The following is a 24,503-nucleotide window of genomic DNA, read 5'->3' as shown; positions in this document are numbered from 1 at the left end:
CCCCGGCCCCGGATCGTTACCTGCCGCTGCTCTTGATCTGCTCGGTGATCTTCGTGTCGAACTCCAGCAGACCGTCCTTGATGCCCTTGAACTGCTTCGCGAACGACTCAAGGCCCTGGATCGCGGCCGTGAGATTGGTGTTGAACTGGTCGTACGACTCCCGCAGCGCCGGCGTGCTCTGCTTGAGCACCAGTCCTTCGTCGAACATCCCGTTCAGTTCGTTCTTCAGGACACTGATCCGGGCCAGGATGTCGTGGTTGGCGTTGATGAAGCTGGTGACGGTGGTCTCGACCTTTTCGGAGATCAGTGAGATGTCAGGCATGTCGGTTCCCTTGTCCGGTCGTGATGGTCAGAAATATTGCCCGTTGTTCAGCTCGCTGGCCTCCTCCTTGGCCTGCTCCTCGGCCGACTTGCCGACCAACTTCCACTCCTCGTCCGCGTCCCCGCGGACGTAACTGGTGAGGTACCCGTCCGCGTCGGTGTTCGTCATGGTTCCGGAGCCGTCCTCTTCGATCTTCGCCACCGATTTCGTCGTGCTGCCGTCGACCGCTGTCGTGATCGTGGTGTACGAGCGGTGGTCGTCCTCGTACGTGGTGACTACGCTCCATTCATGGCCGTCGTAGCGGGCGACCGTCTTTTCCACCAAGACCTCGCCGTCGTCGTCCAGGGTGACCTCGGTGGTGAGCTCACCCGCGTCGTCGTCGGTCTTCAGGCTCCACATCGTTGGTGGCTTCTCGGGCGGTTTCGGGACCGTCTGGTCGCAGTTCTCGGGCGGGTCCGGGACGTCGGGGCCGCAGGCCTGCAGGTACTGGTCGTACTGCTCCTGCTGGGCCTGCCAGACGCTCTGGTGGCCCTTCACCGCCGCGGTCGAGGCGGCCGCTGCCAGCTGCGAGTCCGCCTCGAAGAACGCGTCGGCCACCGCGCCGAACAGGTCACCAAGCTGTTCCAGACGCGGCTCGGCGTCGTCCATCGTGCCTTTGACCTGCCGGTACAGGACCCTGATCGCCCGCGCTAGATCGTGGTCGCCGACCAGGTCCAACACCTGCTCGCCGCCGGCCGGGATGCCGGCGAAACGTCCCTGGGGCACCACGGTCGGATTGTTGCCAATCTGCGCGAACAGAGTCTTCTTGATCTCCGGGCCGACCTGTTCGGCGAGCCGGTACAGGTCGTCCTTCGCCTGGTACAGGCTGCTGTAGCTCATTGCCAGCTCGGCCATCCACCACCTCCGTACGTTGGACCGGTCACTCGGTGAGAACACGTCTGAGCCCGTCCTCCGGTTCGTGTCGCCGGGGCCGGCCGTGTGATCCGTTCCATGCCGACCGCCGGGATCCGAACCCGTCGCGGCCTTCAAACGTGTCCGGGTAGGCGGCCCAGCGCCGGTGCGCGCCGGGTCGGCGACGACCCACCTGCCAGAGGATTGGAGCCGCGACAGTGGGGCGCCCGACGGATTGGCACGTGCTCGGCCTGAAGTCCGACCCGACCCCCGGCGACCCCGGTCGCCTGGAGGAACTGGCGGACTCGCTGCGCCAGCTCGGCAGGCTCGCGCTCAGGGTCGACGAGGGGTTCGTCGCCATTCTGCGCACCACCGGCCCGGAGGCCTTCGCCGGTAAGGCCGCCGACGCGCTCCGGGACCTGATCGACTCGAATCTCCGTCGATACGTGCAGACGCTCTGCAGCGCCTTTTACGCGGCCGCCGGGGCGTTGGACAGCTTCGCCGGTGAGCTGCGTATCCAGCAGGATCGGGCGGACCGGGCGCTGAGGGACGCTGCGGCGCTGGAGGATGACGACCCGGCCCGGCACGAGCACGCCGCCACGGCGCAGGCGGCCGGTGAGGCGAAGCAGGAGGCGGCTCGGTCGGCCGCTGCCAAGATCAAGGCTGCGTCGCAGAGCATCTCCTCGCCGATCGGTGCCTGTGAGGAGTTCTGGCAGGACTTCGGCAAGGTCGCCCTGGCCCTGTTCGTCGCCGGGCTGGTGTTCGGCGGCCCGATCGCGTTGGCCGCGATCGCCGCCAACGCCGCCATCTTCGTCAAGACCGGCATCGCCTTCGCGCAGGGCAAGGCGAGCGGTCTGGAGATGCTCTTCGCCACCCTGAACATGGTGGGGTCCACGACCACGGCACCGCTCGGCTATCTGCTGCTCAAGGCCGGTGGCGCCGTCGGCAAAGGGATCAAAATAGGCGGCACCCAAGTGGTCAAGGGCGGTTCGAAACTCGCCAACCTGCCCACCCACCTCGGCAACGGCCTGCGCCTGAACACCAGTCGGTACGGCACCGCCATCGGCACGGCGAACTGGGTCGGCACCGGGATCGTCGGGCTCGGCAAGTTCGGTCTGACGGTCGTCGCCCTGCCGTTCAAAGCCGTCTACTACGGGGTTCCGATGCTGGGTCGGGGCATCGCATCCGTCTGGCAGGGGATCAAGAGCTTCTCCCTGCGCGGGGAACTGGGCGGGCACAAATGGTTGCGCATCATCACCCCGGCCGAGGCGACCGAGATCACCCTGCTCGGCGTGGGTCCGGCCATGAAGGTCGCGCTCATCGAGCGGGGCATCTTCAGCAGGTACCTGTTCGGCATGTCGATGCCCCTGCGTGGTGGGAGCGCAATGGTCGGCGGGGCCAGCCGTACCGTCGACGCGCTTGTCGACCTGCCCGCCAGCCGGCTCGTCCACCTGGCGGTCCCGGACTGGCCGCTGCACCCCAGGATGTTCGATGCCCTGCCCCCCAGCTGGATGACGCCGCACGGGCCCGGACCTCACCCGCCGGCCGGTGGAATGTCCATTACCGACAGTCACTTCCTCAGCTTGCACGTCAGCCACCAGGTGGACGCTCTCGTCGACCTGACCCGCAGCGAACTGGCGCAGGTGAAGACCGGCGCATGGCTCGGCGACGTGACGCCGAAGGGCTTCTCGACCACGCCCGGCGGCCTGCTCACTCCGTCGGCGGCGCCGTCCGGTGACCTCTCCACTGGACTGCTACACACCGTGACCTCCGTGGTCGAGTCGCCGTCGGCCCACAAAGTCGTCGTCACCGCAGCGTCCGGCCCCGACGTGGCGCCCGCCATCGGACATCATCTGCCCCAGACCGGACGGGCGGCGATGCACCCGGTCGAGCTGCCCGGCAGCGGCTCGGTGGTCACGCACAAGCCCGGCGCGCTCACCCCCGACCTGCCCACGGTGGCGGCCAGCACCCACGACCAGCGCATGCTGGGACTGCAGGCCCAGCACGCCGTGGGAACCACGGCCCGGCCGACGGTGACGGCTGCGGACATGGGGGTGGCCGTGCCGGTTCCATCGGGTGCGACCGGGTTCGGCCGTGCCACCCCCGTCGACGTCGCCGGGTCCGGCGCGACCACTCTGCCCGGTGGATCGATGGCGCGGCTCGAGGCGGCAGCGCTGGACCTGGTCGCTAGGGGCCGGGCCGAGGCACCATCGGTGCCGACCGGTGCGATGACGCCGGAAAAGGCCGGTACGGTGGTCCGTTCCGAGACGTCTGGGCTTGCGGTGCGTGCTACGCCGACGGCGGAGTCGGCCGGGGTTGCGGTGCGTGCTACGCCGACGCCGGTAACGCCTGGCATCACGGTCCGCCCCGCAACGGTCCCGGAAACGGCCGGGACGGCAGCGCGTCCGACCACGGTCCCGGTCCGCTCCGAGCCGGTCCACGCCCAGGTGCATCAGCATCCACGGCCTTTCGCCGGATACCTGGAAAACGGCCAGTCGCACCTGCTGTACCGGGGAATCTTCGGTGCCGCCAACGACCCGATCACGGCGCAGCGGTTCGAGCTATGGCAGGAGTACGAAACCGCCCGGTTGACCGGCCAGCCGGCGAAGATGCGTGCGCTCGAAGACAAATTGAGTGAGCTGGACGTGGACATCGAAGCCGCCCACGCGGCCACCGACCGGATCGACCGGGAACGTGCCTGGCACAACCCCATGATTGGGGGCGGCGACGGGCAGCCGAGCGTGGGGGCCCCACGCGGCACGCCGGTCCGCAACAGTGTGCTCCGCGACGAGACGATCGGCCTCCAGGTGCAGCCGATACGCGACGCCGGGGGTCAGCCGGCCGGGTACCAGGTGCTGGATCTGGTTGGCGCCCCGACCAGTTACACGTTCAATCTCGGCGAGTTTGGTGGAACGGCGTCGATCGTCGGCGACACGAACGTGTGGCGATACCGCCTCGGGCGCAACGGCGATCGGTACGAGCCTGTGGCGTCCGGGGTCGGGATCTCCGGTGGGGACGGGGTCGCCGGCCACGGATGGTTCTTCATGCGCGGTCACGCCGAGGACAGCATGTGGCTGGAACGCAACGGCATTCAACAGGAGGTGAAACGAGCCGGATCCGAATTCATCGTCGAGTCGCCGGAAGCCGGCTGGTTCCGGTTCGGCCCGGACGGTGTGGTGACCGCCGAGGGCCGTGACCTTCCGACCTGGCTGCTCCCGTCGGGGCAGGCGCTCCGTAAGAACGGTGGGCCCTGGCAGGTTGTCAACGCCGACGAAACACCACTCTCCGGATACCACGGCCTGTCGGAAGGCAAGCACATCGTGCTCGTGGAAGGCCGTTTCGCCCGTTTCGCGGCTGACTGGACTCCTGTTGCCAAGGGTCGGTCCGTGCCGCTCGGCGGCCCGCAGGAACACGTCCTGGTCCAGGACCTCGACAGTGCGGCATGGCAGGTCGAGCGTCGGTCGGCGGACTCGTGGACGGTGGACGATGAACACCACCTCGTCCCCGCCGACGGGGACATGCCGATGACGATCGTAAAAGTCGACGGGAGTGGGTTCCACGTCGTCGGCGACGACCTCAGCGTCACCGCCACCGGTACGAAGGTCGCGGGCACGAGCCACCCGTTGCGGGACCACTATCTGGTCTCGCCGTCCGGTGACGGTACGCCGTACCTGACGGATGCATCCCGGTCCAAGCTGGACACGTACGGGGTCGAACGGCTGGAGGGGGGCGGCTGGCGGATCGACGGCAGGGACATCGTGCACCGGCTCGACGATCAACTTCATGTCAGCCGCATCGGTCTGCTGCTGCGCGGGGACCATCCGTTGGACGGCATGTACGCGGTGGTGGACCGATCCGCCAGGACCTGGCACCTGGGGTCAACCGTCGACGAGCTGAATGTCGGCTACACCGTCCATGCGGAAAAGAACGTCCTGCAGGTCACCGACGACGCCGGGATTTTCCACCGGTTCAACGGCGACCGTGACCTCGTTGCGATTGGCCGTCCGCTGCGGCTCGGGGAGGACGGGGTCCGCTGGGCCGGCAACCCGCTCCGGGACCACGTTCTGGTGCAGCACATGGACGGGCCGGGCTGGCATGTCGAGGATGTCAACCGGCTGCTCATGAACGGATACCGCGTGGACGTGGACGGCGCGGGACTGCGGATCACCCACGATGGCGGGGCGTTCCACCTTCTCGACGCCGATCATCGACTCACCTCGGTCGGTGTCCCACTGCGACACGAGGGTCATTCGTTGGACGGCCAGTTCCTGGTCCGGACCGGAACCGGCGGCTGGGAGCTCAAGACCGCCGGACTGGACGACGTGACCGGGTTCGAACGGCGTCTGGAGGGCGGCGTGACGACGTTCATCAGGCAGGACGCCACCGCCCTCAAGGTCCTCGAAACGATCGAACTGCCCGACGGGCGGCTGCTGAACGCGTTCACCCCACCGGCGTTCGTCGCGTTCTACAAATGGCCGGTGTGGCAGGTCACCGACCACACCGGGGCGCAGGTGGCCAGCGGCACGCGCTACTTCGACGTCACCGGCAACTACTGGTGGGACGAGGCGTCGGGGGTGAAGGTGCACGAGTTCCAGGCCGGACTGCACAAGGGCCACGTGCTCGCCCTGAACGACCCGGCCAGCGGCTGGACCTGGCACCGGTTCGACGACGCGACCAACGCGTACGTGGCCAGCGGGCCGCGTACCCAGAAGCTGTTCGGTGGGTGGACCGACCACCTCGGGGCCGCCGGCTCGCCGGACCGGGCGCTCGTGCACGAGAAGTGGAAGAAGTTCACCTGGCCGGATCGGCAGCATCAGTATCTCGAGTACGGCCTGGTCCAGGCCCCGTCGGGACAGTGGGACCGTTCGGAACTGTGGCAGCGGATCAGTCCGCGCAAGGCGGTGACCGGCAGCCAGACCGAACTGGCGACCGGTGGCCATCTGACCGTCGAACGCTGGATGGAGCAACGCCCACCCGGCTGGCTCCGCCACCTCAGCGGGGTGGTGCCGGACTCGCTTCAGCAACGCTGGCCGCACCTTGCCGCAGACAGCGGATTCCGCGTCTCTCGCTGGACCGCCACCGCCGTCGACGGCACGCCGCTGGGCAGCGGCACCAGGTTCACCACGTACAACGGCGGCTACATCGACATCGCCGCGGACGGCTCGTTCCAACGGGCCTTCGTCAAGCTGGACAACGGCAACACGCTGACCGTCGGCGACGACCTGGTGGCCCCCGGCGCCGTCGACCTGCGACCGGAGCCCGGTACGGTGACGTACCGCTGGTCGGAGCGCGGCGTCGGTGGCGAGCGGTCCGGTCTGCGGGTCGACCTCGACGGGGCGGGCCACGCCTGGGAGGACCGTTTCCTGGACGGGCAGACCCTCCGGGTGGCGCGGATCGGCCACTCGGACGGGGCGGTGACGGAGTTCCGCAACCCGCCGCAGCCCGATGGGATCGCCGAGCAGTTGGCGGGCCAGGACTGGGTCAGACGCGGCAAGCACGGCCTGGTCGGCGGTCGCGCCGACACCTGGCCGCAGCTGAACGAACCACCCGCCAACCCCACCCCGGCCGGGTCGCCGGCCGAGGCCGCCGCCGGTCCGGCGGCCCCGCGTGGCGGATGGGTGGCTGCCAAGCCGCTGGACGACAGCTCGATCTGGGACGGGTTCCGGCCGGTGGCGGAGTTGCGCAACCGCTCGTGGCAGTGGGTCGACAGCGAAGGCCATAGCGGCGATCGGGTCTACAACCTGTTCACCAGGAACCCGGCGATGACCTACGACGAGTCCTTCCAGGACTTCTTCGACGGCGTGGTGATCCGCGACGTGCGGGCTCTGGCGGACGGCGACACCGTCCGGGCCTGGCGGAACTACGACCCGGAGACCGGCCGCTTCGGGTGGCGCTGGGAGAAGCTCGACCGCCACGGCCGGGTCCTCCCGCAACCGGTCGAGGGCACTCCGATACGTCAGTGGCTCAGCCCCACCGGCGAATGGGTCGACGACTGGGTCAGCGGTGCGAACCGGTTCCAGGACCTGATCAGGGACGGTCGTCCGGGCGGGACGGTGATCCGTGAGATCCCGGCGGACGTTCCGGTGGCACGCGTGCGGGAGTACCCCGACATCACCGACCGGAGGGTGTGGAACGAGTTCGACCAAGGCATCGTCGTCCGTAGCCGCAAGCCCTTGGAGTTCACCGGTTTCGATGGCCAGCCGCTGCCGACCGGCCTCTACAAGGAGACCGACGCGTGGCGCGGGCAGTGGCGGGTCTACCGCGAGAACGACATTCTGGTGGCCCTGCGCCGCGAGGACCACAACATCTACCTCAGCCCGGACCCGACGAGCCCGATCGACCCGGGCAGATTCACGATCGTGGGTCGCGACCTCGAGTATCGCGGCATGCTCGAGGCGATGCGTGGCTGGAACGGCACGCTGCACGAGATCCACCGGATGCCGTGGGGCCGCTCGGCAGTCGGGCCCGACGGCGCGCTGCTCGGCGAGGCGGCGTACCGGTCGTACACCGAGCTGGTGTTGAAGAAGATGGCGTTCGACTTCGGCTACGAGTTCGTGTTCGAGTTCGTGGTGGGTCTCGGGTTCTCGGCCTTCGCGGCGCTGGTCACGGGTGACGAATTCGGCTTCGAGAACGTCGCAAAGGCCCTGCTGCGCGCCGGGGTCGGCGCGGGTGTCAAGTCCGGTCTGGGGGCGGCGCTCATCGACTGGCGCCACGGTCCGCTGCACAACTACCGGCTGGGGCTGAGCAACCTTGACAGCGGCTACGCCCCCAGCCGCCGCCCGTTGAACCACGACGACAGTTGGCGGACCGACTGGGCCGGGCCGGACCATCCGGTGCGCTGGCGGGGCACCACCTTCAACTTCTTCTACGGACTCGGCACCAGCGTCGTCACCAGCTTCATTTACGGAACGGCGAGCGCTGCCATCTTCGGGTACGAGAACAAGGCCGGCGACTTGGTCGACCCGACCTTCTCGGAGGCGTTGGAGTACGGCGGCGTCCTGGCCCTGGCGTCGGTTCCTAGCGGGTTGCCCGGTTCGGTGCTCACCACCGCGTGGGTCGGTTACGCCCGTGGCCGGCTCTACAACCCCCTCGGCATCGGGGACACCCTCCACCAGTTGGTGATGAGGTCAGGCGAGAAGTCGCTGTACAACTTCGTCACGTACCCGATGTTGATAGACCATTTGCCACCACCGCACTACGACGACCCGAAGAAGGACGACGACCCGAAGAAGGAGGTCGCGTGAACGGCGCACAGGTCCTGCGGGTGACCCGGAACGCGTTCCGCGGACATCGCACCATCGCTGCGGCGTTGCGGGACGCCGCCCCGGGTGACGTGGTCAGCGTCCCCGCCGGGGAGTACCGGGAAAATCTGTGCCTGTCCACACCCGTGACGCTGCAGGCGGCGCAGGGACCGGGCAGTGTGGTTCTGCGTCCGGCGGCGACCGGTCCGGCACTGACGGTGGCCGTGACGGACTGCACGGTCGTCGGGTTCGAGATCCATGGTGCGGACTCGGCCCTCGTCGCGGTGGCCGTGCCGGCCGGTGCGGGCCTGGTCCTGACCGACTGTGCCGTGCTGGGCGGCCGGGTCGAGGCGACCGCGACCACCGAACCCGACGACGGCGAGCACGGTCCCGGCGACGGCGAGCACGGCCCCGGGTCCGACGGCACCGCGTTGGTGCTCACCCGTGTCCAGATCGCGAACGTCACCGGTACGGCGCTCGCGCTCTCCGGCACCGTGCGGGCCCGGACCGAGGACACCGTGGTACGTGACATCGACGGCACCGGGGTGTCGCTGTCCGGCAGCGCCGTGCTCCGGGCGGCCCGGCTGCGCGTGACGGCGACGACCGGGTCCGGACTGCACCTGCATGGACACTCCCGCGCGTTACTGACCGAATGCCGGGTCAGCGACCCCGCCCGGATGGGACTGTCGGTCGAGGACGCGGCGGTGGTCAAGGCCGTCGAATCGCACCTGAACGGCGCCGGCGCCGCCGCCATCCAGATCTGCGGCACCGGCAAGGTGTCGCTCGCCGACTGCCGGCTCACCGCCCCGGCAGCCAGCGGCGTGGTCGTCCGCGACGGTGCCCGGCTGGCTGCGGTCGGCTGCTCGATCGTCGACGCCGGGGCGAACAGCCTGATGGCAACCGGCACCGCCACCGCCGAACTGGTCGACTGCCGGCTGGTCGGTAGCCGGTTCAGCGCGGTGCACCTGACCGACGATGTGGTGGTCCGGCTGGTCGACTGCCGGGTCCGGGGCAGTGCCGAGCATGGTGTCCACGCGATCGGTTCGGCCCGTGCGGAGCTCGTCGAAAGCACCGTCGCCGACATCACCATGACCGGCCTCTACGTGCGTGGGGATGCCGGACTGTCGGCCCGTGGCTGCCGGATCGTCGACACCGAAATCGGGGTTCGCGTCGATTCACCCGTCGGGGTCGAGCTGGACGGTTGCGTGGTGCAGCGTCCGGGACGGACCGGGGTCGACGTGGGCGACGGCGGTGCGGCACGGTTGCAGGACACCCGGGTGGTGTTCGCCGGTACGGCCGGCATCGTCGTCGATTCCGGTGGGCAGGCCCGGATCGACGGCGGCACGATCGAGGACAGCGCCGGGTCCGCCTTGGTGGTGTGGACCGGGGCACGCCCGGAGGTGTCCGGCCTGCGCGTGTTCCGACCCGCCAAGAACGGCATCTTCGTGGCCGGGGACGCCGGTGGAGTGTTCGACTCCTGCGACGTGACCGGTGCCGGATTCCCGGCGGTGCACTGCGGGCCACGGGCCGACCCGGTGTTCCGCGACTGCCGGATCACCGACTGCGCGGAGGATCTGGGTACCGACGACGGTGCCCGCCCGGTCTTCGAGCGTTGCGTCGTGCACGACGTGGCCACCTCGTCGATGCCGACGTCGCCGGTGCCCGGACCGCCGCCGACGGTGCCTGCCACGGCAGCGGCCGGCGCGGTGGTGCCGTCCGCGGCGTCGTCGGAGCCGGATCCGCCCGACGAGCACCTCGACGACGTGCTCGCCGAACTGGACCGGCTGGTCGGCCTGGACCGGGTCAAGAGCGACGTGGCCGCGATGGTGAAGCTGATGCAGACGGTCCGGCTCCGTCAGGAGGCCGGGCTGCCGGCCCCGCCGCTGAGCCGGCACCTGGTCTTCGCCGGCAACCCGGGCACCGGCAAGACGACGGTCGCCCGGCTGTACGGGCGCCTGCTCAAGGCGCTCGGCCTGCTACGGCGCGGTCACCTCGTCGAGGTCGACCGCAGCAGCCTGGTCGGTGAGTACATCGGGCACACCGGTCCACGCACCGCGGCCGAGTTCCGGCGGGCGATCGGCGGTGTGCTGTTCATCGACGAGGCGTACTCGCTCGTGCCGACGTTCGGCGGCAACGATTTCGGCACCGAGGCGATCGCCACGCTGGTCAAGCTGATGGAGGACCACCGGGACGAGGTGGTGGTGATCGCCGCCGGCTATCCGGACGAGATGACGCGGTTCGTGGCCGCGAACCCCGGACTGGCCTCGCGGTTCACCCGCACCATGCGGTTCGCCGACTACGACGCGTCCGAGCTGGTGTCGATTGTCGAGTACCAGGCCGAACTGCACCGTTACCAGCTGACCGGCGCGGCCCGGGACGGGTTGGAACGTTTCTTCGCGCAGCTGCCACGCGGGGAGGGTTTCGGCAACGGTCGGCTGGCGCGCCAGACGTTTCAGGAGATGACCGAACGGCAGGCGCAGCGGGTCGCCGAACTCGCTGACCCCGCAGCCGCCGACCTGGTCGGCCTCAACGCCGACGACCTGCCGCAGTGCCCGGTACCGGCGTAGCCGGTGCCGCACGACCGATGTCCCGCACTACAGGTACCTCGTCATTGATAGGAGTCGTCCGATGCAGTCCCACGAGCCTGCGGCCGGGAGGTCGTTCTCGGAGGTCTTCACCGCCCGCCCGGCCCGGATGCGGCTCGGGCTGGTCCCGGGCCGCCGCGTGTGGACGAGCCTCGCGGTGCTGGCCTGCCTCGCCGTGCTGGGTGGCGCCGTACCGCCGGTGCTGGCCGCGCTGGGACCGGCCACCGACGCGCCGCAGCCTCCGCAGCCCGCCGCTGCTGCCCGATCATCGCAGGGGTCGCAGCCGCCGTCGGTGACACCGTCCGCCGGCCAGGCGCCGTCCCCGGTGGCCCCGTCGGTGACTCCGACAGCCGTCCGGACGCCGTCCCCGGTGGCCCCGTCGGTGACCCCGGCAGCGGGCCGGAAGCCGTCTCCGGTTGACCCGTCGGCGAGGCCGGCTGCCGACCGTCCGTCGGCCACGCCGGCCAACACACCCGCGCCCGCGAAACCCGCCGCCCAACCCGCTGCCCAACCCACCGCCCAACTCGCCGCCGACGCGCCGCGTCCGGCAGCCGTCGGCTCGCTCTACAACCCCGCGTCCAAGCGGTGCCTGAGCGGCCGGTGGGGGGCGGACGGCGTCCAGCTCGTCATCGAGAACTGTGCCGACAGCCGTACCCAGCAGTGGTCGATCCTCGCTGACCGCACCATCCGGACGGTCGGGTTGTGCATGGACGCCGCTGGCGGGGGCACCGCCAACCTGAACCCGGTCCAGCTCGCCTATTGCAGCGGCAACAGCGCGCAGGCGTTCGTCTACACTGCTCCGCTCATCGTCAGCCGCCACGCCGGCAAGTGCGTGGATGTCATCAACCACGGCACCGCCAACCTGGCCCCGATAGTGCTGTGGCCCTGCGAGGGCGGCGGCAACCAGCAATGGGTGTACGTACGGTAGGCGGTTGCCGCCCACCGGGCCGATTCCGTCAGCCGGAGGAAGTGTCGGCTCGCCGCGCGATCGGCCGGTGACAGCCGGACGGACGATGAAGGCCGCTGACTGGGCTTGCCCTGGTCAGCGGCCTTGTCGTGCAGGTCAGAAAGGGTGCCCCCGGCAGGATTCGAACCTGCGCTCCCGCCTCCGGAGGGCGGTAGGCGCTCCGTTGGCACCAGCCCCGTGACCTGGGCGTCCGTGTGCGGCGAACTGACAATGCGTCGAACTTCGGCACCACTTCGGCACAGACGTACGGCTGATGGAGCGGACCTCTGCTCGTCGGAGGCGGGAACCCCACCCGTTGACCTGGCAGGATCGGTCATGCCAACGACCAGGACCTGCCCGCGCCCGAGAAGGAGCCATCGCTAAGGAGGTCAAGAGTCGCGTACCGACATAAAAAGGGCCTGGTTAGGTGATCATGAAGTTTGGCCGTCCGCCGTGCAAGGCTTTGACCTGCGGAAACGTCGGGAGAAGTGACGTGGGTCACCCATGCAATGTGGACCTGCGAGGGTCGCCGTGCAGAGCCCTCGCGTCTGCGCTGGTCACAGGCCACCCAAAGCCGGTAGGGTCAGAAACCACGTCACGCCCAAGGGCGTATCGAAACCCGCGTGGCCTTCACGGTCACTGCCACCTGGTGAAGGTAGTCAGAAACCACGTCACGCCCAAGGGCGTATCGAAACCCAGAAGTGCGAGTCGGTGGACATCAGCGGTCGCCCCCGTCAGAAACCACGTCACGCCCAAGGGCGTATCGAAACCTCTTAGCCGGCGCGGTCTCCAACAGGTTATCCCTGAGTCAGAAACCACGTCACGCCCAAGGGCGTATCGAAACTTCTGGCTGGTGCCGGAACTGGCCGCGTTGTGCTCCTGGGTCAGAAACCACGTCACGCCCAAGGGCGTATCGAAACTCGGAGCTTTCCGACCTCTTGGAGACGTGGACGTGGATCGAGTCAGAAACCACGTCACGCCCAAGGGCGTATCGAAACTGACACCCGTGACACCCGTGACATTGCTGGTCAGAGCCTCCAGTCAGAAACCACGTCACGCCCAAGGGCGTATCGAAACGGGCGGCGGCGAGCAGGTAATCGATCCAGGTCAGCTCAGGCAGTCAGAAACCACGTCACGCCCAAGGGCGTATCGAAACCAGCCTGACGTGGGCCACGCAGGCGCTCGCGTCAGGTCAGAAACCACGTCACGCCCAAGGGCGTATCGAAACTCATAGGCCTTGGCCATGATCCGGTGGGCGTAGACGCCGGGTCAGAAACCACGTCACGCCCAAGGGCGTATCGAAACTTTCGGTCCGTACGGACACCCGACCTACAGGAATTGGCTGGGTCAGAAACCACGTCACGCCCAAGGGCGTATCGAAACCCGAGCAGCCACACGAGCACGGCGGCCGCGACCCCGATCAGCAGGTCAGGAACCACGTCACGCCCAAGGGCGTATAGAAACACCGCGCCGTCCGGGCGCCACTCCAGATGCCCCGCGTCCTGGTCAGGAACCACGTCATGCCCAAGGGCGTATGGAAACTGTGACGTACGCCTCCTTGACCTTGGCGCTGAGCCGGCCCCGTCAGGAACCACGTCACGCCCAAGGGCGTATAGAAACGATGCGGCGCGGCAGGGTCGTCGTGGTCATGCTGTTGGTCAGGAACCACGTCACGCCCGAGGGCGTATAGAAACCCGTGCGGACCCGGGTCCGTGCCGGTCACAGCTGGACGTCAGGAACCACGTCACGCCCGAGGGCGTATGGAAACAAGAAGTCGATGAGGTTCTTGAGCGAGTTCATTTCGTGTCAGGAACCACGTCACGCCCAAGGGCGTATAGAAACATGATGCGGATGAGCCAGTGGACGTGGATGACGTCCACGTGTCAGGAACCACGTCACGCCCAAGGGCGTATAGAAACCTGATCTCGTCGGACTGGGTGTACGCGAACACGGTGTCCGTCAGGAACCACGTCACGCCCAAGGGCGTATAGAAACGCGCTCACGTGATCTGGATCGTGCTCGAGCGGACCATTGTCAGGAACCACGTCACGCCCAAGGGCGTATAAAACCATCAGGGTCAGCATCCAGCGCACCGCCCCGATGATGACGTCGGGAACCGCGTCACGCCTAAGGGCGTATTTTGGGACCCACGCAGTGGGGCTCCTAGCGGGTTAGCCCGAGGGTTATTGCTAGCCGTTCTACGCCGGTGAACTGTGGTGCGCATCGGGCAATTTCGGCGATCAGTGCGCGGTTGGATGGCGCGTGCTGAACTTCGGCTGATGCGGTCCGGTGTGCCTCTGTCAGGGTGCGGCCGGCTGCTTGCACGTTGCCGATCTTCATGTATACGTGCGTGATGTCGAGCAGGTACGCGGCTCGGTGTTCGGCTGGCAGGTGCAGCCACTTTCGATCCCGTGTCATTTTCTCGTGTTGGGCGAGCGCCTGGCGGGTCTCGCCGAGGCTTGCTTGTGCCACGACCTGGGTAAGTTCGACGGCGGTCTGACTGAATCCGTGCCGTTGATGGCTTTCGTGGTCCTTGATCTGTCGGGCGAGCTTGGCGGCTTGCCGTAGCAGTTCCTTTACCGTGGCCGGTTCGCTGTTGCTGGCGGCGGCTAGTGCTGCTTGTAGCAGCAGGGCTCCGTGCACCGATGCCTGTTCGCCTGACTCGGCGTCTTCGGGTGGCTGCGCGATGTGTTGTGCAGCGGCGAGGGCCGTTGCGAACGCTAGTCTGTTCTGGTCCAGAGCGCGTAGTGCTTGGGCGAGACTCAGTGCGGCGGTTGCGGCGAGGGTGCGATCGTTTCCGGCTGCGATGATTGCTCGGTCTGCGGCGATCCATGCGAGGTGTGCTTGGTCGAGCTTTACCAGTACTGATGAGGCGAGTCTGTATGCCTGGACCAGCGGCTCAGTTCCGGTCTGCGGGTTCAGCGCGTGTGACTGCTGACTGCCGCTCAGGAGGTTCGGGAGGATGCGGAGCAGTTGCGGGTAGTCGCCGTGTCCGTACGTGAGCCAGGCGTGCTCGATTTGCCGTTGAACATCGCCTCGTTTCGGCTGGCGCAGAATACCTGGCGGAGAGTTGAAGGTGGCATGACACGCTAGGGTTGCCTTCAGCTTGTCCAGGCCACCGATTGCGCTGCTGCTGGCTGGTGAGGGTTCATGTTCGTCGAGTAGTTCCGCTGGGTCGATGTGGAGTACTTCGGCGATGTGTTGGATGACGGATACCTTGTCGAGCTTGCGTATGCCGCGTTCGACTTTGTCGACCCAGCTTTTTGATTTGCCGATGCGGTCGGCGAAGACTTGTTGGGTCATTCTGCGTCGCATGCGCCATTGGGCTACTCGGCGTCCGATCGGTATCGACGTTGCCGTCTGGCCTTGCTTGGTTGTCGTCACGGCCGGGGTTGTCGGTCCGTGTTGCAGATCCGCTGTTCGGCCCGCTCGTTCCGGTTGTCCGGTCGCGGGTTGGCCGCTGGGCTGTCGCTGACCGGGAGATCGCGTTCTTGCGCGGGGTGCACGACGTCGATTGCGAGGTGTGGGCGTTGGAACCATTTCCCGAGCACGATTCCTCCGTGGAATTGAGCAGTTGATTATCGCCTTTTCTGGGAGCCTTGACGCAGCCCGGTGAGTCGCCAAATGTCGATCCGGTTGACCGGTCCGTCTCGGGAACGTTCGGATGCTGCTGGCTTTACGGGTGGGTCCAGCGTACGAATCGTTGGTTGAGGTCTTCCGGGTCGGTGACGGCGTTGGGGTCGAGTTTGGTTATGTCTCGGGTGGCGAGGTGGAGCATGACGCCCATGAAGGTGGGGAGTCCGGTGGGGTTGTCGCGGAATTGGTTGATGAGGTCGATTCGGGCTTGTCCGCATGGCCAGGGGTGGGCGCAGGTGCGGCAGAGCCAGAGTGGGCGTAGTGGTGTGTGGGTTTTGGGGGGTTGGCGGTGGTGGACGGGTGATTGGTTCGGTGGTGTGGTCACGAGTTCAAGGGTGTCGGTGTGACTAGCCCCTTGTCAATATGCCAGTAGCGATTTGCCAAGTAGCGGTTTGACTAGTTGGCGTTTGAATAGTGTTCGGGGCATGGGTCGCCACCTGTACGGGCCGCAGGAGCTGCAAGAGCGGCTCCGGGTGTCCCGTCAGCGGGTACAGCAGCTCATCCGACGTCCGGATTTCCCGGAGCCGTATGACCGTCTGGCTATGGGTTCTGTGTGGCGGATTGCGGACGTGGAAGCGTGGATCAAGAAGTTCCGGCCGCACCTGGATGAGCCGGACGAGGATTAGCCCGTTCTGGTGTCCGTGAGTGCGCCGGTGGCGTGGTGGATGGTGTGGGCTGCCTCCTGCGGGTCGGTGGTGGCGGTGTCGATGGTCAGGTCCGCGTCGACGGGTGGTGTCTGGTCCCACGCGGTGAGCCGGTCGGCGGTGTCGCCGGTGGCGCGTTCGGCGATGCGGTGTGCGGCGATGTCGCGGGGGCACCACAGGTAGACGACCAGCCACCGGGCCGTTGGGGTGGCGTCGGTGACGGCGTGGATGCCGTCGGGTTGGCCCATGTGCAGGACGGGGACGCTGGTGGTGAGCGCCTGGTCCAGGCCGTGGCGGTCGATGGCGTAGGTGGCCCCGTACCGCTGGTTGCGCCAGATGATGCCGCCGGCCGCTTCTAGGGCGTCAAGGTGGTCGGGGGTGGTCATGCGGTAGCCGCTGGTCCGGCCCCTGCCGGTTTTGAGTCTGGCGAACAGCTGGTAGGCGGGGTCGATGGCGGCAAGCCGTTCGGTGACGGTGTCCTTGCCGGCCGCTGGTGGGCCGTAGAGGATGACACCGCGTTTCATGCGCTGGCCGCTGGCGCGGTGAGGATGGCGGACAGGAGCTCTTTGGCCTGCTTCTGCAGGGGGACGCTGGAGGCGCAGTTGTCGATGACGGTGTGGGGTGCGGTCGGGCGCATGTCGAAGTTGACGGTGTCGAGGTAGGCGGGCCAGTTGGCGAGTTTGGCGGCGTCGCGGGCCGCTCCCCGGTGGCGGATGTAGGTGTGCATGGTGTCGGCGTCGCAGTACACCCACACGAACAGGGTTTGGGCGTTCATGGCGGTGTGGCTGGCCTGGATGCGGTCGACCCACGCGGTGTCGGTGAACTCGCGGATGAACGGGGCGGTGACGATGGCGCTGTTGCCGCAGGCGACGTTCTCATGGGCGACCGCGATGAGGGATTCGTACTCGCGTGGCCGGACCTTGGTGAAGTAGTCGTCCGACTCGCGGTCGTGGGGTGACAGGCCGAGGAGTTCCAACGCGGCTTCGACGACGGGGCGGGTGATGGTGTCCTTGTCGAGCATGGGCCAGCCGGTTTCCCTGGCGAGGACGCGGCCGAGTTCGGTCTTCCCGCTGCCGGCGTAGCCGCCGATCATCACGACCCGTGGGGTGCGGAGGCGGATGTCACCGCCGCGTGTCTGGTTGGGCGCGTTCACGATCCGCTTCGATCGGGACTTGCTGACGATCAGCCCCTCGTCGCCGAGGATCTTCATCGCTTCGGAGATCGTGAACACGCTGACGTCCCAGCGTTCGGCGAGCTCGCGGGTGGACGGCAGGGTGTCACCGTCGCGCAGTACGCCCGCTTCGATCTCGTTGCGCAGGTTCCGGGCCACCTGTTGGTGCAGGGAGTCTGGTCGGCTGAGTCGGGGCTGAGGGGATGTCATGGGTTCCTCTCGCGTCGGGCGTCTGTCCAGGGAAGCCTACCAGTTGCCTAACAGATGGTATGCCCATCGCCGCAGGTCGGAGGCCAAGTTTGATCTTCATTCAGCCCTAACAGTTGACCTGGCTCCATATCAGTTGTTAGCTTCATGTCGCTGGTCGCGCCGACCGGCCAGGCCGAACAGGTCTGTAGAGGTCACCGCTGTGTCTTGTGGAGGAACGCGACATGCAGGCACCCCCTGTCCCGGACCCGACCGAGGTCGGTCCCACCGCCGCCGATCTGGTGGCGATCGAACGTGAGTGGCCGTTGATTGAGGCCGAGTTGGCGTTGTTGGACGCGGAGATCACCGCCCTGTACGCCGATGGCGGTCCGTCGTTGCTTGACCGCCGTCGGGTGCGGCGCGCTGAGCAGCGGGTGATGCGGGAAGCCGCCGCCCTGGGCGACGTCCAGGCCGTGACCGCGCTGCGGGTGCGCAAGGCGGTGGCCTGATGACGACTCCCGCGAGCATGTACCCCCGCCCGGTGCAGGAGCTGTTGCCGGCCGCCCGTGCGATCGCCGCCCGTCTCGGTGAGGTTCCGTCGCGGAACCTGCTGATGAGGGAACTGCGGGTGGGTTCGCCCAAGGCGACCGCCCTACGGGAAGCCCTGAACCAGGAACAGCAGGATCAGGACGCGACGGGGGTCGAGTCCACGGGTGGGCACCGGGGGTTGCACCTGGTCCGCGACACCACCACCGACCGGCCTGCCGAGGTCGACGCACCGGCCCCGGTCGACGCGTCGCCGGAGCCGTCGCCGGTGTCGGCGGATGTGTCGGCGGACCCGGTGCCGGTCGCCCCTGCTGACGAGTCGTCGGCCGGGTCCGGGGCGGACCTGCCGTCGCCGGTCGCCGAGGACACCGCGCAGCCGTTGTCGCCGGTGGCGGTGGACGGACACCCGGACACGAAGATCACTCCCGCTGACCGTCGGGCGGGCCGGTCGCCGGTGCGGTCGTGGGTGCTGCTGTTGCTGGCCGCTCCCGCGTTCGTGGCGATCTGGTCCGGCTGGGTCGGCCTGGGTGAGCTGACCGGGTTCGGTGTGGTGCACCCGCTACCGGGCATCTGGGATTCCCTCGCGGTGAACACGGCGATCACGTTGCCGATCGGCGTCGAAGCCTATGCCGCGTACGCGTTGCGGGCGTGGCTCGCACCCGACGGGGTTCCGCCACGGGCACGCAGGTTCGCGGCCTGGTCGGCGATCGGCTCGCTCGTTCTGGGTGCGGCCGGTCAGGTGGCCTATCACCTGATGGAGTCCGCCGGTATCACCGCCGCCCCGTGGTGGATCACCACCGTCGTTTCGTGCCTGCCGGTGGCCGTGCTCGGTATGGGCGCCGCTCTGGCTCACCTGCTGCACACCGACCAGCGCCAGCAGCGGGAGCCGTGACTTTGCCCGGCGGCGCGGCCCATGGCCTAGGAACCTTCGCCGCGCCGCCGGCCCCTCGACCCTCAGCAACCGCTTCGGGAAGGACTCTCATCGTGGCATCCACGGCATCGCCGGACGAGTTGCCGTCCACGGAAATCGTGTCGCGTATCCAGCACACCCCGGCCGGTGCGAAGGCGTGGGTGGAGCGTGACGGGCGCGGCCGGCTGTTCGTCCGCTGCCAGGGCTGCACCCTCTACCGCCTAGTCGACGGGATGGCTCCCGCCCTGGCCGCGCTGGTCACCCACCTACCGACCTGCCCCGCCGACGCCATCGACGCCGGTCCGGCCTGACCGGCCCTCGACGACCGGGCGCGGCTACGGCTGCGCGGGCCGCGCCCGGTCCCTTCCCCCGGCTTTCCCCGTTGGTTCTGGACTTTCTGTTGGAGGCAACCCCTCATGCCCACCCCTGACGACGGTTACGACTGGCAGGCAGCGGAAGCCGACCTCACCACCGACGGCAGTGCGGATGTGGTTGACCTGACCGCCCGCCGCCGCAAGACCAACCCGGCCGGGTCGTTCGCGGTCGACATCGACGACGAGGGCGACGACCGCGACGACGACGCCCCCGTCCCGGTCAACCCACCCGCAACCCCCGCCGTTGGCCGGTCCCGCCTCGCTGGTGTGGTCGGTGCGGAGCGTCGGCCGATCATCCCCGCCTGGCTGCGCTCCCGGACCGAACTGGCCAACGCCGTCCGCTGGACGGCAGGCCACTACACGCACGTCAGCATGTATCACCTGTCCCGGTCGCCGAAATACTGCGCACGCCTGGCGTGGCGTGCCCCGTTCGGCGTGGCCCGACTCCTGGGCCACACGGTCCGGTGGGTGACCGACGCCGAGGGCATCCCCGTGCGCCTGGCCGTGGTCCGGCAGGAAAACGCCGAACTGTACTTAAAGCTGTCGCGGCAGCGTGACGTACGGGTCCGCTGGCGCGGCCTGGTCCTGACCGCCCTGTTGCTGCTCGGCATCCCCACTGTGCTCACGTTGATGGCGCTTGCCGGGTCGTGGCAGCGGTGGGCGATCCTCGCCGGTGTCGTGGCCCTGTTCGGTGTGGCCGGTACGCCGAAGGACAAGCCGCTGTTGGACGTCGCGGCTGTCAGTCCGCGTGTGCGGAAACTCTCGGCTGACGTGGTCACCCGCGCGTTCCTCGCGGCCGGGTTGTGCAAGCCGGACGACCTGATCACCTTCCCCGCCCCGATCATGCGCGACGGACCCGGCTGGCGGGCCGTGATCGACCTGCCGTACTGGACGAACGCCGACAAGGCGATCAAGAAGCGTGACCAGCTCGCCGCCGGCCTCGACCTGGACGAGGTGCAGGTGTGGCCGGAGCGGGTACGCGGCACCGCCGGATCGGCCCGCCGTCTCGCCCTGTGGGTGGCCGATGAGGACCCCTACGCGAAGGGTTCCGGCCCCTGGCCGCTCATCGGCAAGGGTGGTGTGGACATCTTCGCGCCGTTCCCGTTCGGGCAGGACCAGCGCGGACGCCCGGTGCCGCTGCTGCTCATGTTCACCTCCCTGCTCGTCGGAGCGATCCCGCGCATGGGCAAGACGTTCGCCGCACGCCTGCCCGTGCTCGCGGCGGCGTTGGATCCGATCGTTGAGCTGCACATCTACGACGGCAAGGGCGGGCAGGACTGGCGACCGTTCGAACGGATCGCCCACCGCACCGGCTACGGCGTCCGCGACGACGTCGTAGAAGCGCTGGTCGACGACCTACGCGGCCTGGTCGCCGACATGAACCGCCGCTACGACACCATCGCCACCCTGCCCGCCGACCTGTGCCCCGAATCCAAGGTCAGCCGACAGATTGCCGAGAAACGGTCACTCAAGTTGTGGCCGATCCTCGTGGCGGTCGACGAGTTTCAGCGCTACTCCGCCCACCCCGTCCACGGCGACGAGATCGTGTCGCTGCTGACCGAACTGTGCAAGGTCGGCCCTTCGGTCGGCATCATGATCCTGCTCGCCACGCAGAAGCCGGACGGCAAAGCCGTACCGACCGACCTGCGCGACAACATCGGCACCCGCTTCGCCCTCAAGACGATGACGTGGCAGTCCTCCGAGGCCGTGTTGGGTGCCGGGTCGTACACCGCCGGCTATGACTCGTCGCGGTTCCAACGCGGACACAAGGGCGTCGGCATCCTGCTCGGCGCGGACGACTCCGGATCGGTCGACGAAGCCGTCACCGTGCGGACCAACCTCGCCGAGATGGCCGACGTCGAAAAGGTGGTGACCCGTGCGCGGGAGCTGCGGGAGCGGGCCGGAACCCTGACCGTCCACGCCATCGGCGACGCACCCGAAACCGTCGCCCGGACGGGAGACACGTTGTTGGACGACATCCTCACCGTCGTCCCCACGGGTGAGGCGAAGGTCTGGTCAGAGACCGTCGTCGCCCGACTCGCCGAACTCCGCCCCGACGTCTACGGCGGATGGGAAACCGGGAACCTCGCCCCGGCGCTCAAGCCGCACGGGGTCACCGTCGGCCGGCAGGTGTGGGGCACCGACCCGGTCACCGGGGAACGCGCCAACCGTAAGGGCATCCTCCGCGACGACATCACCACCGCCGTAACCAAGCGTGACCAACGCCGCAAGGCGGGATAGCCGCTCACGGGCCGCTAGGTCTAGCCCCATCACCCGCTAGACCTAGCGGCACCGCTAGCCCTCGAAACAAACCCCTGCCAGGACGCTAGCCGCCTAGCGCCCCTACCCCCGCACGCCCGAAAACCGCCCGTGGAGGCACCCCGTGGACCCGTACGCCACCCTCGCTAGCCTGCTCTGCCCCCTCCTGACCCTGATCACTTTCGGTTACCTGATCACCTGCGCTATCTGGCCGTTCGGCCCCTGCCGACGCTGCCACGGCACCGGGAAACACCGCGCCCCGTACGGCAAGGCGTTCCGCCTCTGCTACCGCTGCGACGGCACCGGACGCCGTATCCGCATCGGCCGGCACGTGTGGAACGAGATCCGCCGCGAACACCGCAACGGCACCCACCGATGAACCACCGCCGGCACCCGCACGGGGAACACACCGACTGGTGCGCCCGCGACCACCGCTGCGGACACGACGGACACCGCTCCCCGTCCATGGTCGTCGACCTGCCCGGCCAGGCACGCGCCGTCCTCACCCGCATCCGCACCGCAGGCGGACACGACCAAGCCGAGATACGCGTACGGGTCGCCCTGGCCGACGCCGACCCCGCCGCCCGCCGACAACTGGCGGTCCTGCTCGCCGACCTGAACGACCTGATCACCCGCGTCAGCAGCGCCAGGCATCCCCGGCCGCGCCACCACCGGCCCGCCGCCTAACCCCGCCCCCCGACACCAGTGAAGGAGGAACGCCGTATGAGTCGACAGTCCACCCACGACCACAACGCGGAACGTGCCGTGATCGGCGCGGCGCTGGTCGCCCCGCCGGTCATCGCCGACCTGGTCACCCTGCTCACCGCCGAGGACTTCCACCGACCGGCCCACGGGATCATCTGGCAGGCGTTGACCGCCGTCCACGCCACCGGCCAGGCCACCGACCCCATCACCCTCACGGCGTATCTCGCCGAGACTGGCGAGTTGGGCAAGGTCGGTGGTGCCCCCTACCTGCACACGCTCATGCATGGCGTTCCCGCCGCCGGCAACGCCGGGCACTACGCGCGGATCGTCGCCGACCACGCCGCCCGCCGCCGGGTCGTCGACCTCGGCGAGCGGCTGACCAGCCTCGCCGCATCCGGTGCCGATGTCGCCGACGTGGTGGCGACCGGCCGCGTGCTGCTGGACCAGGCCGACACCAGCGGGTGGGCACCGTTGATTCCGCTCGGCGACCGCCGCCACCTGCCCGCGTTCCCCGCCGAGATGCTGCCCGCCTGGGTCGCCGACATGGTCTACGGGGTCGCCGAGTTCACACAGACCCCGGTCGACCTGCCCGGCTGCATCGCCCTCGCCGCCCTGTCGACGGCTGCCGGTGGACGGGCCGAGGTCGAGGTACGCGGGTCGTGGCGGGAACCGGTCAACCTGTTCACCGTCGTCGTGTTGCCGCCCGGTTCCCGCAAGTCGGCGGTGTTCGCGGCGATCACCGGGCCGTTGTTGGCCGCTGAGAAGGCGTTGGTGGAGCGGACCCGGCCCGCGATCGTGGAAGCCGAACTCGCGGCACGGGTGGCAGGGAAGACGGCCGAGCGGACGGCGATCGCCGCCGCGAACGCGGACGCGTCTGGGCGTGACACCCTGCTTGCTGAGGCGACCGCCGCCGCGATGAACGCCGACACCATCACCGTCCCCGCGCTGCCACAGCTGGTCGCCGACGACGTCACCAGCGAGGAAGCCGCATCCCTGCTCGCCGAGCAGGGCGGACGCCTGGCCGTGCTGTCCCCGGAAGGTGGCATCTTCGCCACCATCGCCGGCCGCTACTCCGGAACCCCCAACCTGGAAGTCTTCCTCAAAGGCCACGCCGGGGACATGCTGCGCGTCAACCGCCGGTCCCGTGCGCCGGAACACGTCGAGCATCCGGCACTCACGCTCGGCCTGGCCGTGCAACCCGACGTCCTCCGCGACATCGCCGACATGCCCGGATTCCGCGGCAAAGGGTTGCTGGCGCGCATCCTGTTCTCCCTGCCGGAGAACACCGTCGGCCGACGCCGGATCGGAGCCGACCCCGTACCCGAACCGGTAGCCGCCACCTACGCGGGCAACCTCGCCACGCTCGTGATGTCCCTCGCCGAGTGGACCGACCCGGCCGTGTTGCCGCTCACCCCCGACGCCAACGACCGCGTCATGGACATCGAACGGGCGGTGGAACCCCGGCTGGCTCCCGGCGGCGCGTGGTCACACCTGATCGACTGGGGCAGCAAGTACACCGGCGCGGTCGTGCGCATCGCTGGACTGATCCACCTCGCCGAACACCTGCGCGACGGCTGGGGAAAACCCGTCCGGGCCGACACCATCGACCGGGCCGCCCTGCTCGGCGACTACTACGCCGCCCACGCCCTGGCCGCGTTCGACGACATGGGAGCCGACCGGACCAGCCGACACGCCCGCCACGTCCTGACCTGGATCGAACGCACCACCACGACCGCCTTCACGAAACGGGAACTGTTCCGGGCGGTCCGCAGCAGCCAACTGCCCACCGTCGCCGACCTCGACCCCGCCCTGTCCCTACTCGAAACGCACGGTTACATCCGCCAGCTTGAGCAACCCCGCACGCGGGCCGGTGGCCGACCCCCGTCGCCGTCCTTCCTGGTCCACCCCGACGTGCACGGGCAACCCGCCGCCACCGTCCACGCCCTACCGGACGCCGTCCGGCGGACCGCCTGATGCCCCGGACAGAACTGACACAACTGACACAACCCCCTGCCGACCGAGGTTCTGTCAGTTCTGTCAGTTGTGTCCACGACCGAACGGGGTGCCCGACGCCCCGGCCGACGGCC

Annotated in this window: 16 protein-coding genes and 1 CRISPR repeat array; of the genes, 11 read left to right on the top strand and 5 right to left on the bottom strand. The window is 68.5% G+C overall.

The genetic code is table 11. The features are described 5' to 3' along the window. Positions 1-16: 16 nt before the first annotated feature. Together O7629_RS21175 and O7629_RS21170 are read right to left on the bottom strand one after the other, a co-directional pair. Positions 17-322, bottom strand: a complete 306-nt coding sequence (locus O7629_RS21175; RefSeq protein WP_278171244.1) for a hypothetical protein — start codon at positions 320-322, stop codon at positions 17-19. Between the two features lie 27 nt (positions 323-349). Further along, positions 350-1,216 carry a hypothetical protein gene (locus O7629_RS21170; RefSeq protein ID WP_278171243.1) on the bottom strand — a complete coding sequence of 289 codons (867 nt, stop codon included), beginning with the start codon at positions 1,214-1,216 and terminating at the stop codon, positions 350-352. Positions 1,217-1,455: 239 nt separating this feature from the next. Between O7629_RS21170 and O7629_RS21165 the strand changes: the two genes are divergently transcribed. From O7629_RS21165 to O7629_RS21155, 3 genes are all read left to right on the top strand, one after another. Continuing rightward, on the top strand, positions 1,456-8,457 hold the full coding sequence (locus tag O7629_RS21165; RefSeq protein ID WP_278171241.1) for a putative T7SS-secreted protein: 7,002 nt from the start codon (positions 1,456-1,458) through the stop codon (positions 8,455-8,457). Continuing rightward, on the top strand, positions 8,454-11,021 hold the full coding sequence (locus tag O7629_RS21160) for a right-handed parallel beta-helix repeat-containing protein (RefSeq protein WP_278171238.1): 2,568 nt from the start codon (positions 8,454-8,456) through the stop codon (positions 11,019-11,021). The genes O7629_RS21165 and O7629_RS21160 overlap by 4 nt, the downstream gene beginning before the upstream one ends. A gap of 61 nt (positions 11,022-11,082) precedes the next feature. After that, positions 11,083-11,967 (top strand): ricin-type beta-trefoil lectin domain protein, encoded by an 885-nt coding sequence (locus O7629_RS21155; protein WP_278171236.1) that lies wholly within the window; start codon positions 11,083-11,085, stop codon positions 11,965-11,967. A 600-nt stretch (positions 11,968-12,567) separates the two neighbouring features. After that, positions 12,568-14,130: direct repeats of the CRISPR family, unit length 37 nt; unit sequence GTCAGAAACCACGTCACGCCCAAGGGCGTATCGAAAC. 18 nt (positions 14,131-14,148) lie between these two features. On the opposite strand, the gene O7629_RS21150 is transcribed toward O7629_RS21155, so the two are convergent. Continuing rightward, positions 14,149-15,369, bottom strand: coding sequence for a helix-turn-helix domain-containing protein (locus O7629_RS21150; protein WP_278171235.1), 1,221 nt, complete (start codon positions 15,367-15,369; stop codon positions 14,149-14,151). A 677-nt stretch (positions 15,370-16,046) separates the two neighbouring features. Between O7629_RS21150 and O7629_RS21145 the strand changes: the two genes are divergently transcribed. Further along, a complete protein-coding gene (locus O7629_RS21145; RefSeq protein WP_278171234.1) occupies positions 16,047-16,247 on the top strand; it encodes a helix-turn-helix domain-containing protein in 201 nt (66 codons plus the stop codon). On the opposite strand, the gene O7629_RS21140 is transcribed toward O7629_RS21145, so the two are convergent. Together O7629_RS21140 and O7629_RS21135 are read right to left on the bottom strand one after the other, a co-directional pair. Further along, positions 16,244-16,789, bottom strand: coding sequence for a kinase (locus tag O7629_RS21140; RefSeq protein ID WP_278171233.1), 546 nt, complete (start codon positions 16,787-16,789; stop codon positions 16,244-16,246). The two genes, O7629_RS21145 and O7629_RS21140, sit on opposite strands and share 4 nt — an antisense overlap. Further along, positions 16,786-17,646, bottom strand: a complete 861-nt coding sequence (locus O7629_RS21135) for a GntR family transcriptional regulator (RefSeq protein WP_278171231.1) — start codon at positions 17,644-17,646, stop codon at positions 16,786-16,788. The genes O7629_RS21140 and O7629_RS21135 overlap by 4 nt, the downstream gene beginning before the upstream one ends. Positions 17,647-17,867: 221 nt before the next feature. Here O7629_RS21135 and O7629_RS21130 point away from each other — a divergent pair, with 221 nt between their 5' ends. From O7629_RS21130 to O7629_RS21100, 7 genes are all read left to right on the top strand, one after another. Next, complete coding sequence (locus tag O7629_RS21130; protein WP_278171230.1) at positions 17,868-18,131, top strand: DUF6284 family protein; 264 nt, start codon at positions 17,868-17,870, stop codon at positions 18,129-18,131. Beyond that, entirely contained in the window at positions 18,131-19,060 is a 930-nt protein-coding gene (locus tag O7629_RS21125) for an ABC transporter permease (protein ID WP_278171229.1), read from the top strand. The genes O7629_RS21130 and O7629_RS21125 overlap by 1 nt, the downstream gene beginning before the upstream one ends. 92 nt (positions 19,061-19,152) lie before the next feature. Then, positions 19,153-19,389 (top strand): hypothetical protein, encoded by a 237-nt coding sequence (locus tag O7629_RS21120; protein ID WP_278171228.1) that lies wholly within the window; start codon positions 19,153-19,155, stop codon positions 19,387-19,389. Positions 19,390-19,494: 105 nt separating this feature from the next. After that, positions 19,495-21,693, top strand: a complete 2,199-nt coding sequence (locus O7629_RS21115) for a cell division protein FtsK (protein ID WP_278171227.1) — start codon at positions 19,495-19,497, stop codon at positions 21,691-21,693. A gap of 142 nt (positions 21,694-21,835) precedes the next feature. Beyond that, positions 21,836-22,090: a hypothetical protein gene (locus O7629_RS21110; protein ID WP_278171226.1), complete on the top strand. Its 255-nt coding sequence runs from the start codon at positions 21,836-21,838 to the stop codon at positions 22,088-22,090. After that, positions 22,087-22,398 carry a hypothetical protein gene (locus tag O7629_RS21105; protein WP_278171225.1) on the top strand — a complete coding sequence of 104 codons (312 nt, stop codon included), beginning with the start codon at positions 22,087-22,089 and terminating at the stop codon, positions 22,396-22,398. The genes O7629_RS21110 and O7629_RS21105 overlap by 4 nt, the downstream gene beginning before the upstream one ends. Before the next feature lie 36 nt (positions 22,399-22,434). Then, on the top strand, positions 22,435-24,390 hold the full coding sequence (locus O7629_RS21100; RefSeq protein WP_278171224.1) for a DUF3987 domain-containing protein: 1,956 nt from the start codon (positions 22,435-22,437) through the stop codon (positions 24,388-24,390). Positions 24,391-24,503 lie beyond the last annotated feature (113 nt).

Source organism: Solwaraspora sp. WMMD792, from assembly GCF_029626105.1.
GTDB lineage: Bacteria > Actinomycetota > Actinomycetes > Mycobacteriales > Micromonosporaceae > Micromonospora_E.
Note: the sequence above shows the minus strand (reverse complement) of the source record. Positions and strands in the feature narration are given on the sequence as shown.